The sequence below is a fragment of the Collinsella aerofaciens genome (assembly GCF_040920445.1).
Taxonomy (GTDB): Bacteria; Actinomycetota; Coriobacteriia; order Coriobacteriales; family Coriobacteriaceae; genus Collinsella; species Collinsella aerofaciens_BH.
Genome location: NZ_JBCOTQ010000003.1, coordinates 54,795 through 69,052, shown reverse-complemented (window position 1 = coordinate 69,052; position 14,258 = coordinate 54,795). Strand labels below are relative to the sequence as shown.

Below are 14,258 nucleotides of genomic sequence, written 5' to 3'. Positions count from 1 at the left end.
TATTACGAGCTCCTGTGCGAATTGGAGAGAACGCTCCCGCAAACTGCCTCTTGACAACTTATAGGAGCGTCGGTTTTATTTTTCGTTTTCCCGGCATGATTGAGAGTATCCAATTAAACGTAGTAGATAGGCCCGTTTTGTGGCATACGACCCATTCAAGCCCAATCTCGAAGGCTAAAGAGAGCCTCTCATCCACGCCTGCGAGCGAAAACCAAATAGAATGAAAGGCAAATGGAAAGCCCGTTTGACGAGCGGAGGACATATGCGCGACGTAGCCGAAAGCGACTGGAAGCTGTTTAAGAAAATGCTTCCTCAATGGCAAGAACGTTACATGGAAAAGCTCATCAGCCAGTACGTTGAGATGCTGAACGGCGACAGCGAAGCGTCCAGTAGATTTTGGGCACTAGAAGAGCACCTCAATAGAGACAAGCTATCCTCAGGCGTAATTGCAAACGACATTCGCCGCAGCACAATGCACCGCGAGATAGCCAATTTGCTTATCGACAGCGTGATCACCCTTGACGACCTTGACGGTTTTACCGAGGACATTAAGAGCTATGCGCAACACTGGATTGGCCAGTAAGAGCACTGAACGACAGACATCCCCAGCAAAACGGGGCAAACGCCGGGTCGCCCGTAGGTGCCCGGCGTTTGCCCAGATAAAACCTGCCAAAATAAACCTGTCCCTTTTTGGTAGGTTACTCAGCGCTCTTGAGGGCGCCGACCATGTCGATCTTGTTGAGGGTACGATTGGTAGCGAGGTTGACGATAAACGTAAAGCCAAAGGAAAGCACCACGGCAAGCACGTAGCTCAGCGGCTCGACTTCGACGTCAAAGTACAGCGACGGCATCTGCAAAATGTACGTAAAACTCTCGGCCAGCAAGCCGCCCAGCGGCACGCCCAGCGCAGCGCCAATCGCCGTGAGGATCAACGTCTCCTTGTTGACGTAATGGTGCACCTCACCGCGACGGAAGCCCAACACCTTAATGGTCGCCAGCTCGCGCTCGCGCTCGGAGATATTCGTGTTGGACAGCGTAAACACCACCACAAACGATAGGCACGCCGCCATGAAGGTCACGAGCACCACGACCGAATTGATAATCGTAAAGTTCGCCTCATAGTTTTCCCAATGCTCGGCCGTACTCGAAATCGTAAGCCAACCGTCACTCTTAAGATTCTTGCTAAACGCAATCTGGTCGGCCGACGAGCCCTTAAGCAGCACAAAGACGCCGTTAAGACGTGCGCTTCGACCGAACGCACGCTCATAGGTGCCCTGCGTCATGTAAAGCGTGTTGCCCAGATAGTTAAGCGAAATGTCGCTGACTTTGACCTTGGCAACATTGAGCGACGAATCCTGGACGTGAGCCGTATCGCCCGGCTGAATCCCCAGCACCAGCTGTGAACTTTTGCTCAGATACACGTCTCCGTCACGCAAAGGCAGCGGTTCTTTGGACTCATCCTCCAGACGCACGTAATCGCCCAAGTCACTCGTGCGGTTATCGGGCACCACGATCAGCTGCACGGTCTCGCTCTTGCCGCCAAACGTAAAGGTGACGTTGTCGGTCATAATCGGCAGGGTCGAGGTCACGGTCACGTTGAAATCATTGGCCGCGCTGCGCTCATCCAATGCCGCGCACGTCTGCGAAAAATCGTCGGGATTGGCGACCGCCAGCAGGTCGTAGCGCGTGATATGCCCGTACTGTTTGGGCGAAAGCGCCACCGACGTGTCGCGAATGCCCATACCGCAGATCACGAGCGCCGTGCAGCCGGCGATACCGAAGATGGTCATAAAGGCGCGCTTTTTGTAGCGGAACAGGTTACGTGCTGCCACCTTGTTCAAAAAGCCCATGCGGCGCCAGATAAAGCCGATGCGCTCAAGCAAGATGCGAGAGCCGGCGCGTGGGGCCTTGGGACGCATGAGCGAGGCCGGGGTCTCGGCCATCTCGTGGCGGCAGGCGATAATCGTAGCGCCCACCACGCCCACGGCAAACAGCGCCACCGAGACGATTGAGGACACGATGTCGTACGAGAGCAGCATCTGGGGCAGCGAGTACATGTCGTCGAACACCGTAAACAGGAACAGCGGCAGGCCCACAAATCCGATGATGTTGCCGAGCACGCCGCCGATCAGACATGCCCACAGCGCATAGTCCACGTATTTGGACAGGATGCGCTCGCGTGAATAGCCAAGCGCCTTGTACAGGCCAATAAGCGTGCGCTCCTCCTCGACCATGCGCGTGGCGGTGGTAAGACTGATGAGCACAGCGACGACAAAGAAGATAAATGGGAAAACCGTGGCGATGGCCTCGATCGAAGAACTGTCGCTCTCGACGCTCGAGTAGCTTGCGATGTTACCGCGGTCCTGAATGTACCAGGTGCATTCGCCCAGATCGGAAAGCTCGGCGCGGGCATCGGCAAAATGCTGGTCGGCGGCGGCGCGGCGCTGGTCCAACTCGGCCTGAGCCTGGACGCGCTCCTCGCTGCCCTCGGCCATACGGTTGATGTTATCCTGCTCGATCCCAAAGAGCATGGCGGTCTGACGCTCGGCCGTATCCAAGCTTGTCGGCGTGTCAACCGTCAACTCCTGGACGCGCGCCTTCTCACGCTCCTCGCGGATCTTCTCGATGTTGCCTTTGACCTCGTTGATCTTTGTCGTGTAGGCATCTGAATAGGAGTTAAGACTCTTGGCTCCCTCGACGATCACGTGGACTGCGGAGTAGGAAGAAGATGTCGCGGCATCCTCGCTCACATAGAACTTATAGTCCGCAGCCGAAGCAGCGCGAAAGGCGTTGACTGTCGAGTCGGAGCTCACGTCGGTAGGATCGAGGACCTCGGCCGTAATGGTATAATCGCCCGCGGCAAACTGATCCTTGGCACTTTGGTTGGACGAGCTCGCGTCATTGGCGGCAAAACTCACCGTATCGCCGAGCTTTTTGCCCGAAGCCTTCAGGAACTTCGAAGTCACCGCGACTTCATCGGCGCTCTCGGGCAAATCGCCGCTCACCAGCACCGGCTGATCGATGTTCTCCTTGGAGAGACTTTGCACGACCACGCGCTCGCGCGTTGTGCCCACGGCGGTGTAGGCGGTCTCGGTGTAGATGCCCTCGACCGTCTCGACGCCGTCGACCTCTTGGATAGCCGCGAGATCGTCGCGCGTAAGGCCATAGGTCGACTGCACGTTAATGTCATAGACATTCTGCTGGTCAAAATAGGCGTCGACCGAATCGCACAAATCCTCGCAGCCCGCCTTAAGGCCGCACATCACGCTCACGCCAAGCGCAGTGATGACCACGATAGATAGGAAGCGCTTAAGACTGCCCCGAATCGTGCGGTAGATGCCACGGCGAAAAACCGTCGGCACCATATCGTTTGAGCTTTGAGCGGTACGGTAGGTCGCGAACTCCCGGTCGCGGCCCGCGTGCTCCGTATCGTGGTTTTGGCTGTTTTGGCAATCTTGGTCCATGGGCGCTACCACTCGATCGTCTCGATAGGCACGGGATTTTGCTGGACCGTCTCGCTCTCCACGCGGCCGCTCTTAAAGCGGATCAGGCGATCGGCCATGGGCGCCAGCGCGGAGTTGTGGGTGATGATAATGACCGTGATGTCCTGCTTGCGGCAGGTGTCCTGTAGCAACTGCAAGATCTGCTTGCCGGTTTTGTAGTCGAGTGCACCCGTGGGCTCGTCGCACAAAAGCAGCTTGGGATTCTTGGCCAGTGCGCGGGCAATGGACACGCGCTGCTGCTCGCCGCCCGAAAGCTGTGCCGGAAAGTTGCCCAGGCGCTCGCCCAGGCCAACCTGACGAAGCGTCTGTTCGGCATCGAGCGAATCGGGGCAAATCTGTGCCGCGAGCTCAACGTTTTCAAGCGCCGTCAAGTTGGGGACCAAATTGTAGAACTGGAAGACAAAGCCGACGTCGGCGCGGCGGTATTCCACGAGCTGCGCCTCGTTGGCAGAGCTCACGTCGCGCCCGTCCACCGTCACGGTGCCGGAGGTCGCCGTATCCATGCCGCCCAGAATGTTGAGCGCCGTGGTCTTGCCGGCACCCGAAGCACCCAGAATGATGGCGAGCTCGCCGCGCTCGACCGTAAAGCTCGCGCCGTCGAGCGCATGAATGCGGGCATCGCCCTCGCCGTATGCTTTGACGACGTCTTTGAATTCGATATAGGCCATCAATCGGCTCCCATCTGGTCGGATAACTCTTTAGTATTACCCATTTCGCACCGACCAAAAAGGGACAGGTTTATTTTGGCAGGTTTTATATGGGGAAACGGCAGCTATAGATGAGGCGCCGGGGAGGCAGAGACATCATCGGCGGGGTCAGGCCGACCGCCAAACACAACGCACGCATCTCAATCTGTCAGCCAAATCATTCGAGCAGCTGTTCGTTTCTATAATATGATTCCGCTATCTAAGCAGGCCGATACGCAGAAAGACGGCCAACATGGCGTTCGACTTTAAGAAGGAATGCAAGGAGCTCTACAAACCTGCAAGCAAGCCGGGCATCGTAACTGTCCCGCCATTCAATCTCAGGACGGGATTCAGTCGGGATTCAATTTCAACAAACGGCATCATCCGGCAACCGATATGTAAGGCTGTATAAATCGTTTCCGCTTGCCTAACAAAATGACCGCTCGGCTAACAAGCTCGGCCCATGTCCCCACGCGATGGTACTGTTCTCTAGAGTTCTTATTAGAGAGGGGTGCTCCATGGAGATCACCATCAATCGCGAAATTGGGAAGCTCGGACTTCCCAGGCATCTTGTGCTTGGCATGGATCCAGGAATTGCAAGCTGCGGATTCGCACTTATCGACACAGCCAATCATGAAATCCTGGATTTGGGCGTCAGATTATTTGACTCTCCAACTCATCCTAAAACGGGCCAAAGTCTTGCGGTTATTCGCAGGGGCTTCCGCTCTACCCGTCGAAACATTGACCGTACCCAGGCGCGCTTGAAGCACTGTCTCCAAATCCTCAAGGCTTATGGCCTCATCCCCCAAGACGCCACCAAAGAGTACTTCCACACCACAAAAGGCGACAAGCAGCCGCTCAAGCTTCGCGTTGATGGGCTTGACCGCCTGCTCAACGATCGCGAGTGGGCACTAGTCCTATACTCCCTCTGCAAGCGCCGTGGATACATCCCCCACGGAGAAGGCAATCAGGATAAATCAAGCGAAGGCGGCAAGGTACTATCTGCCCTTGCGGCCAACAAGGAAGCAATTGCGGAGACCTCGTGCCGCACCGTTGGCGAATGGCTCGCTCAGCAGCCTCAAAGTCGCAATCGTGGCGGCAATTACGACAAGTGTGTAACGCACGCCCAGCTTATCGAAGAAACTCATATCCTATTTGATGCTCAACACTCCTTTGGCTCCAAATACGCTTCGCCGGAATTTGAGGCCGCATATATCGAAGTTTGCGATTGGGAGCGTTCGCGCAAAGACTTCGACCGCCGCACGTATGACCTCGTTGGCCACTGCTCATACTTCCCAACAGAAAAACGAGCTGCACGCTGCACGCTTACGAGCGAACTCGTTTCAGCCTATGGCGCACTCGGCAACATCACCATCATCCACGAAAACGGGACCTCTCGCGCCCTGAGCGCAACGGAGCGCGATGAGTGCATTGCAATCCTGTTCTCGTGCGAGCCAATTCGAGGCAACAAAGATTGTGCTGTTAAATTCGGCGCCCTCAGAAAAGCGCTCGACCTTAGTTCCGGCGATTACTTTAAGGGAGTTCCAGCTGCCGACGAAAAAACGCGCGAGGTGTACAAGCCCAAGGGATGGCGCGTGCTCCGCAATACCCTCAATGCAACCAACCCCATTCTCCTGCAGCGTTTGCGCGATGACCGCAATCTCGCCGATGCCGTTATGGAGGCGGTGGCATACTCTTCAGCCCTCCCCGTACTCCAAGAGCAGCTTCAGGGGCTACCGCTTTCGGAAGCGGAGATCGAGGCGCTTTGTAGGCTTCCCTATTCATCCAAAGCTCTTAACGGCTATGGCAACCGTTCCAAAAAAGCACTCGACATGCTGCTCGATTGCCTCGAGGAGCCCGAGGTCCTCAACCTTACGCAGGCCGAAAATGACTGTGGCCTGCTGGGACTTCGCATCGCTGGCGCCCAGCTCGAGCGCTCCGATCGCCTGATGCCCTATGAGACCTGGATCGAACGTACCGGTCGGACAAATAACAATCCCGTCGTCATTCGCTCCATGTCGCAAATGCGAAAAGTGGTCAACGCCATCTGCCGCAAGTGGGGCGTGCCAAACGAAATCCACGTTGAGCTTGATCGAGAGCTCAGGTTGCCTCAACGCGCAAAAGACGAGATTGCCAAGGCCAATAAGAAGAATGAGAAAAATCGCGAGCGCATTGCCGGGCAAATCGCTGAACTGCGTGGCTGCACGGCAGATGAGGTCACGGGCAAACAGATAGAGAAGTACCGCCTATGGGAAGAGCAGGAATACTTCGATCTTTACACGGGCGCTAAAATCGAAGTCGATCGCCTAATTAGCGACGACACCTACACGCAGATCGACCACATCCTGCCGTTCTCTCGCACGGGAGAAAACTCGCGCAACAATAAAGTCCTGGTCCTCGCCAAAAGCAATCAGGATAAACGCGAACAGACACCTTACGAATGGATGTCCCACGACGGTGCGCCTTCATGGGATGCTTTTGAGCGTCGCGTTCAGGAAAACCAGAAACTCAGCCGTCGCAAAAAGAACTTCCTGCTGGAAAAAGACCTTGATACCAAGGAAGGCGAATTCTTAGCACGCAGCTTCACCGACACCGCCTATATGTCGCGAGAAGTATGCGCTTACCTCGCCGACTGCCTGCTGTTCCCCGATGATGGCGCAAAGGCACATGTTGTTCCTACCACTGGCAGAGCGACCGCATGGCTGCGTCGCAGGTGGGGGCTTAACTTTGGTTCGAATGGCGAAAAAGACCGCTCGGACGATCGTCACCATGCCACCGATGCTTGTGTGATTGCAGTATGTAGTCGAAGCCTCGTGATTAAAACCGCTCGAATCAACCAAGAGACACACTGGAGCATAACCAGAGGCATGAACGAGACCCAACGCCGTGATGCCATCATGAAGGCTCTCGAAAGTGTTATGCCCTGGGAAACCTTTGCGAACGAAGTGCGCGCGGCGCACGATTTCGTCGTACCCACGCGCTTTGTTCCGCGCAAGGGAAAGGGCGAGTTGTTCGAGCAGACGGTCTATCGTTATGCCGGCGTTAATGCACAGGGTAAAGACATTGCTCGCAAGGCGAGCTCCGATAAAGACATCGTCATGGGCAACGCCGTTGTGTCGGCAGACGAGAAGTCGGTCATCAAGGTGAGCGAAATGCTGTGTCTGAGGCTCTGGCATGACCCAGAGGCCAAGAAGGGACAGGGCGCTTGGTACGCAGACCCCGTCTACAAGGCGGATATTCCTGCACTTAAGGATGGGACGTATGTGCCCAGGATTGCGAAGGCGCATACTGGCCGAAAAGCCTGGAAACCCGTGCCCGAAAGTGCCATGAAGAAACCGCCGCTGGAGATATATCTGGGCGATCTGGTGCAAATCGGCGATTTTGTGGGGCGGTTTAGTGGCTACAACATCGATAACGCCAACTGGTCCTTTGTAGACAGGCTTACTCGAATTAAAATAAGTTGTCCTACCGTTGGAAAACTAAGCAACGATATGTCACCCTTTGTTGTTCGAGAATCACCCATCAAGTAAAGCAGCTGCTTGCCCCGCACATTTCTTGCTTAATCGTGTGGGGCTTTTGCTTATTCCTTGTTGCCCTTTATAACGCATAGACCCATAAATGCAATCGGTTGAGAACCTTCGCCTCTATGCCATATACGCTCCCCATGGCGATACGTTAACGGGCATAATTGCAAGCTGCATCGCGCAGTCTTGAGCACGCGCCCTTCCCCAAGGTGATACGCTGCAATCGTCTGTCGAGAACAAGCTCCGAGAGTCTTGAGCACGCGCCCTTCCCCAAGGTGATACGCTAACGGTCGACGACAGCGGCAAGTTCCACTGGTCTTGAGCACGCGCCCTTCCCCAAGGTGATACGCTCAACCTCACGACCTTTATCGACAACGCTAAGTCTTGAGCACGCGCCCTTCCCCAAGGTGATACGCTCTTGTTTCGAAGCAGTACATCACTCATTGTGTCTTGAGCACGCGCCCTTCCCCAAGGTGATACGCTAAGGAGTCACCGAACCCCCAGAGCGCAAAGGTCTTGAGCACGCGCCTTTCCCCAAGGTGATACGCTGCCAAGTCGTAAGCCTTTGACAAAATCTCGGTCTTGAGCACGCGCCCTTCCCCAAGGTGATACGCTCGCGGCACCCGCTTCTCAGCTGGTGTCCTAGTCTTGAGCACGCGCCCTTCCCCAAGGTGATACGCTAGAACTGCATAAAGAGTCAAGTCCTACGATGTCTTGAGCACGCGCCCTTCCCCAAGGTGATACGCTTTATTCAACTACATCTTGACGCTGCAGTCGGTCTTGAGCACGCGCCCTTCCCCAAGGTGATACGCTATGCGGGCTGTAATAAGAATAGGTTGGTTAGTCTTGAGCACGCGCCCTTCCCCAAGGTGATACGCTGGCAAGGCAAAGCAAGGCAAGGCAGTTATTGTCTTGAGCACGCGCCCTTCCCCAAGGTGATACGCTGAGCGATATGGTTTACACTCTCAAGCCCGTGTCTTGAGCACGCGCCCTTCCCCAAGGTGATACGCTAGTGTATGGAGAGATGTCAATGAGATGTTTGTCTTGAGCACGCGCCCTTCCCCAAGGTGATACGCTGGCAAGCCGCTTCTCGCATGACGGCCAGTAGTCTTGAGCACGCGCCCTTCCCCAAGGTGATACGCTTGAACAGGTTGGACTTGATTCGCATGTCAGAGTCTTGAGCACGCGCCCTTCCCCAAGGTGATACGCTGCCCTTCTCGATGTCGAGCGTGAGGTCTATGTCTTGAGCACGCGCCCTTCCCCAAGGTGATACGCTTACGAACGCTGTGAGTGCTCACCGAATTTAGTCTTGAGCACGCGCCCTTCCCCAAGGTGATACGCTTCGGATGCGGTTTATCTGTTCCGGCTGGGGGTCTTGAGCACGCGCCCTTCCCCAAGGTGATACGCTATGAAGACCACCCCGACCGTATGCGCATCGAGTCTTGAGCACGCGCCCTTCCCCAAGGTGATACGCTCGCCGGAACGATAGTTTCCGATGAACGCCAGTCTTGAGCACGCGCCCTTCCCCAAGGTGATACGCTGTCTTTTGTAAAATAACATAATCATAAGTAGTCTTGAGCACGCGCCCTTCCCCAAGGTGATACGCTCGCAACACTGCGTGTTGGTATCGGTTTTGAGTCTTGAGCACGCGCCCTTCCCCAAGGCGATACGCTATGACACACAACCAATGATTGAAAACACGAGTCTTGAGCACGCGCCCTTCCCCAAGGTGATACGCTTCGGTTGTATCGTATGGAATCATGGTAATAGTCTTGAGCACGCGCCCTTCCCCAAGGTGATACGCTCTCGAACGAAGCGACCACGCTGAAGCTCTAGTCTTGAGCACGCGCCCTTCCCCAAGGTGATACGCTGCTAACACCATCGAACATCAGCGATCCGAAGTCTTGAGCACGCGCCCTTCCCCAAGGTGATACGCTCGGGTCCTTTTCCATGAGCGCGTCGGCGAGGTCTTGAGCACGCGCCCTTCCCCAAGGTGATACGCTTCATGGAACCCTTCACGAATCGCTCGTAACGGTCTTGAGCACGCGCCCTTCCCCAAGGTGATACGCTGAGGGCCGCCGCGACCACACCGCCTACCAGGTCTTGAGCACGCGCCCTTCCCCAAGGTGATACGCTATGTGTGCACAGAAAAGCCCCTTTAACAGGGGCTTTTCTGTTTCAGACCTCAAAAAAAGAAGACTGATTCGGCCTCAGATCTACATCTGCGATTCATTTTTTTCGAGACAAAAAGCGTCGGCACGTCGCGCTTCACGCAAGAAAAGAGCCGTATTCGGCACAGCGATTTATGTACTTTTCTTCACAACCGAATCAATCCTTAGGCGAAAAAACGCTCAAAAGGACCCGCCTAAATGCTATTCATCGCTACCGTTTACGGAATACTGGCTAACACTCGCCCAAAAAAGTTCGCCCCGCCCAATCCGAAGATTGAACGGGGGTTACTTTACGGGTAAGCCACTTAAGTGGCTCCCCTTGTCTGGAGCCGCGCCCTTCCCCAAGGTGAGCTGCTTTCGACTTAGCTGTATTGTAGCGCTAATGCGGGGAAGGTCGTCGACAAAATGGCCCAACGGACAATACTTATCCAGAGCAAGGCCCACCTCTGCATCAAGAACGGCCTATTGATGATCACCGTGGACGACCGCAGCTCCACCATTCCCCTCGAGGACATTTGGGTCGTCATCGTCGAATCCCATCAAACCACGATGACGGTCGCCTGCATGTCGCAGCTTAACGACGCGGGAATAGGCGTCATGATCTGCGGGCGCGATCATATGCCCAATGGTCTCATGCTCCCAATGGGCGCCCATTCGCGCCATGCGCGCATCGTCGAGGATCAGCTTGCCATGAGCCTTCCGTTTAAAAAACAGCTTTGGAAACGAATCGTTCAGGCAAAGATACTCAACCAAGCGGCGGTTCTCACAGAAATGGGGTTGTCTACAGGCCCTCTCCCCTCTTATGCCAAAACCGTTCTTTCGGGCGACACGGACAATCGAGAAGGCGCAGCTGCCTCCGCGTACTTTAAAGCCCTCATTACCGATGGAACAAGACGCAACAGTATGCAAAGCTCCGCTCTCGACTACGGGTACAGCGTCTTGCGCGCGGGCATCGGAAGAGCAGCCGTTGGCGGTGGATGGCTCGTATCCCAAGGGCTTCACCATCACAGCGTTTACAACGCGTTTAATCTTGTCGACGATCTTATTGAACCGTTCCGCCCTCTCGTCGATCTAATTGTTATGAGCTACGGCGTTGCAGAGCCTTTGGGCCAGCGCGACAAAGCGTTGCTCGCTCGCGTGTTTGAGCACGTCATGACTATCGACGGAAAACGTTGCGGCTGTCAGCAGTGCATAGAGACAACGCTCTCTTCACTCAGAACTGCCGTTCTCGAAAAGGATCCTAAGAGGCTGTTGTTGCCCGAGCTAAAAGGGCTCGAGATGGTAACTGTTGAATAGGGAGGAGCCATGAGGGTTATGAGGTTATTGGTTCTGTTCGATCTTCCAACGGGAAGCAAAGCCGAGCGTCGGCAGTATAGCGACTTTCGAAAGTTTCTGATTAACGACGGATACCATATGGAGCAGTTTTCGGTGTATTCGCGCCTGTTGGTGACTCGCGAATCCGCAGCGGCGCATATCGCTCGCCTTAAGCTGAATCTTCCAAGCGCTGGAGAGGTCACCGTTATCGAAATGACCGAAAAGCAATACGAAGACCGAATGGTCCTTCTGAGCGAGCACAAGGAGCAGCCCGTTGAGCAGGGCGCGCAGTTAACGCTTGTGTTTTGACGTTGCCGCCTCGCACGCGCTTGACCTCCCCGGTCTTGGACGGCTTGCGATGTTGGGCAGCGTGTTTGGCATGGTAGGTGGAGCTTTTGCCTGGTGTCTTGCCCACGCCAAGACCCTTGCGGCGCGACTGCTCCCCAACCCCTATGTGCACATCGCCGTTATGGGGCTTATGCTGTCAGCGATTCTGCTCGCACCCATCCTTATTGGCTGCGAAGTCTTCGGCTTTGGCAACTTGCCGATGTTCTTTATTGCCTGCGTCGTGGCTTATCTGTTCAACATGGACAAATCTATCTACGCCCTGCAGGAGCGGGCGTAGATAGATGTCCAAGCAAGTGGTCTCAACCGGAAACAGCGTCCCACTCTGAGGCTGTATTCCGGGACACGGTTTCCGCTTGGAACGCCATTCGGAAAGCACATCCCGTTCTTTCACGGCGTCTTGGCTATGCAAAGTGTCCTGACGTTACTCCTCGTACGCACCCTCGAGCCGCAGCAGCCACTCCTTGCGGTCAAGGCCGCCGGCATATCCGTTGAGCGATCCGTCGGCCGCCACCACGCGATGGCACGGCACGATAATCGAAATGGGATTACGTGCGACCGCAGCCCCCACCGCACGAGGAGACACAACGGGTGCCTCGTTTCCCGGTACACGATGTCGAGCGGCAACACGCTGGGCGATCTCGCCATACGTAGTGACCTCGCCACGCGGAATAGAAAGCAGCTCAAACCAAACCTCGCGCTGAAACGCCGTACCAATCATATGCAACGGCGGCGTAAACCGAGGTTCCTGCCCTGCGAAATAAGCATTCAGCCAAGCCCAGGAACGCTCAAGCACCGAAGAGGCCGCACCATTTACCGGACTCACCGGCGACATGCCACCAGTACCGGAAACCGCATCGGCGCCTTCAACGTGCTCCACATCTTCTTTGAGAAGCGTGGAGCCAAAGTGCTCCTGCCCCTCAAACCAAAGTCCCGTCAGACCGCGGCCATCAGCGGCAAGCAAGATTTCGCCCAAAGGCGAAGCAAACGTCGTCGTGACCACCAGCGGCTCCTTTCAAAACTTCGCAAACATAATACCGCGAACTGTGCAGACAACCTGTCAGATACACCTGGGCAGGCTCGTAATTGTTTAAGCGAGGCCGCTTTCCCCAATCAAGCGAAGAAGACACAGGGCTTCGACGCCAGAGCGGTACCTCTATCAGCTGAGCTCTAATACTTTCCCGAGAAGTGAACGAGTAAAAACGAAGCCTCGGAGCATCCACACCTTTAGACCACAAAACCGCAGGATTCGCGCAGCAAAACCTCAGGAAATAGCAGTCAAAATATGCCAATGCTTCGGGGGTCCAAATAAGGTCGTTCACTTCTCGGGAAAGTATTAGACCCCGATTCACCCCAACCCCAAAGTCACCCCAGGCAGCAGGCGCAAAGCGCCGAGGACGCCGCCGGGACTAGGGCCCGCAACAGCCACGTGCCCCCACATCAGCCCAGCGGCCCCAACCGACAACGACCCCATCGCAGATCGCTTGCAGCAGCGTCGCCGCAGGCGGGGGCTGGGCTTAGTTTTCAGAACGTCCTCGACCATGTGTGGCGCCTTGTCCTGCTCCTTCGGAGCCGCGGACAAGGCGCCACACTGGTCTGCGGAGTGTTCTGAAAACTAAGCCCGGCCCCCGCCGGACAGGTCACGCTACTCGCAGAGCAGCTTAGCGATCTGGACGGCGTTGGTTGCCGCGCCCTTACGGATTTGGTCGCCGCAGCACCAGAAGGTGATGCCACGCGCGGCCTCGGGGTTCGAGATGTCGCGGCGCACGCGACCGACCCAAATCAAATCCTGGTCGGACGTATCCATCGGCATGGGGAAGCGGTCGTGCGCATCCTCGGCAGCCATATCGTCAACCAGCTTGACGCCGGGAGCGGCAGCCAGCGCAGCACGGGCCTCGTCAACCGTAATGTCGCGCTCAAACTCAAGCGTAATGCTCTCGGAGTGCGAGCGCAGCACGGGCACGCGCACGCAGGTGCAGTTCACGCGCAGCTCGGGCAGGCGCATGATCTTGCGGCCCTCGTTCTGCAGCTTCATCTCCTCGGAGGTAAAGCCCTCCTCCTTGACGCCGCCAATTTGCGGAATCAGGTTACTCGCCAGCTGGGCAGCAAACGCGCGCGGCTCGGGAATCTCCTCGCCACGGCCCAGGGCGGCCAGCTGAGCCTCGAGCTCGGCCATACCGGGGGCGCCAGCACCCGAAGCCGCCTGGTACGTCGAGACGATCATGCGCTTTACGCCGGCAAGCTGATGCAGCGGCCACGTGGGAACCAGGCCGATGATGGTCGCGCAGTTGGGGTTGGCGATAAGACCATGATGCCACTTGATATCGTCGGCATTGATCTCGGGCACGACCAGCGGCACCTCGGGATCCATGCGGAAGGCATGGCTGTTGTCGACTACGACGGCGCCGTGCTTGACGGCCTCGGGCAGCAGCTCCTTCGCGATATCGTCGCCGGCGGCTCCGAGCACAATATCACAGCCCTCAAAGGCCTCGGGGCAAGCCTCTTCGATCACGATCTGCTCGCCGCGGAACTCAACGGTCTTGCCCGCGGAGCGTGCACTTGCCAACAGCTTGAGCTTGCCGACCGGGAACTCCTGCTCGTTGAGGCACTCGAGCATCTGGGTGCCCACGGCTCCCGTCGCGCCCAAAATAGCAACCGTGTACTGTTTCATGCTTCCCCCTTTAAAGGTTTTGGCTTTTGCCCGCACGCCGAGCA

Annotated in this window: 9 protein-coding genes and 1 CRISPR repeat array; of the genes, 5 read left to right on the top strand and 4 right to left on the bottom strand. The window is 56.3% G+C overall.

Annotated elements, in window-relative coordinates:
- Positions 1-262: 262 nt before the first annotated feature.
- Complete coding sequence (locus AB5405_RS00910; protein WP_196025711.1) at positions 263-583, top strand: multidrug transporter; 321 nt, start codon at positions 263-265, stop codon at positions 581-583.
- A gap of 115 nt (positions 584-698) precedes the next feature.
- On the opposite strand, the gene AB5405_RS00905 is transcribed toward AB5405_RS00910, so the two are convergent.
- Both AB5405_RS00905 and AB5405_RS00900 read right to left on the bottom strand, forming a co-directional pair.
- On the bottom strand, positions 699-3,464 hold the full coding sequence (locus AB5405_RS00905; protein WP_368137261.1) for an FtsX-like permease family protein: 2,766 nt from the start codon (positions 3,462-3,464) through the stop codon (positions 699-701).
- A 5-nt stretch (positions 3,465-3,469) separates the two neighbouring features.
- On the bottom strand, positions 3,470-4,171 hold the full coding sequence (locus AB5405_RS00900; protein ID WP_368137260.1) for an ABC transporter ATP-binding protein: 702 nt from the start codon (positions 4,169-4,171) through the stop codon (positions 3,470-3,472).
- A 536-nt stretch (positions 4,172-4,707) separates the two neighbouring features.
- Here AB5405_RS00900 and cas9 point away from each other — a divergent pair.
- The 4 genes from cas9 (at position 4,708) to AB5405_RS00880 (ending at position 11,823) form a co-directional block, all read left to right on the top strand.
- Entirely contained in the window at positions 4,708-7,719 is a 3,012-nt protein-coding gene (cas9, locus tag AB5405_RS00895; protein WP_368137259.1) for a type II CRISPR RNA-guided endonuclease Cas9, read from the top strand.
- Positions 7,720-7,896: 177 nt separating this feature from the next.
- Positions 7,897-9,849: direct repeats of the CRISPR family, unit length 36 nt; unit sequence GTCTTGAGCACGCGCCCTTCCCCAAGGTGATACGCT.
- A gap of 440 nt (positions 9,850-10,289) precedes the next feature.
- Positions 10,290-11,180, top strand: coding sequence for a type II CRISPR-associated endonuclease Cas1 (cas1, locus tag AB5405_RS00890; RefSeq protein ID WP_368137258.1), 891 nt, complete (start codon positions 10,290-10,292; stop codon positions 11,178-11,180).
- Between the two features lie 9 nt (positions 11,181-11,189).
- Positions 11,190-11,507 carry a CRISPR-associated endonuclease Cas2 gene (cas2, locus tag AB5405_RS00885; protein WP_195445652.1) on the top strand — a complete coding sequence of 106 codons (318 nt, stop codon included), beginning with the start codon at positions 11,190-11,192 and terminating at the stop codon, positions 11,505-11,507.
- Positions 11,508-11,577: 70 nt separating this feature from the next.
- The gene (locus tag AB5405_RS00880; protein ID WP_368137257.1) at positions 11,578-11,823 is read left to right on the top strand and encodes a hypothetical protein; all 246 of its coding nucleotides are present in this window, start codon (positions 11,578-11,580) and stop codon (positions 11,821-11,823) included.
- A gap of 144 nt (positions 11,824-11,967) precedes the next feature.
- Here AB5405_RS00880 and AB5405_RS00875 read toward each other — a convergent pair whose 3' ends face one another.
- Together AB5405_RS00875 and AB5405_RS00870 are read right to left on the bottom strand one after the other, a co-directional pair.
- On the bottom strand, positions 11,968-12,546 hold the full coding sequence (locus AB5405_RS00875; RefSeq protein ID WP_368137255.1) for a methylated-DNA--[protein]-cysteine S-methyltransferase: 579 nt from the start codon (positions 12,544-12,546) through the stop codon (positions 11,968-11,970).
- A 642-nt stretch (positions 12,547-13,188) separates the two neighbouring features.
- Entirely contained in the window at positions 13,189-14,214 is a 1,026-nt protein-coding gene (locus tag AB5405_RS00870; RefSeq protein ID WP_368137253.1) for an aspartate-semialdehyde dehydrogenase, read from the bottom strand.
- Positions 14,215-14,258: the final 44 nt, after the last annotated feature.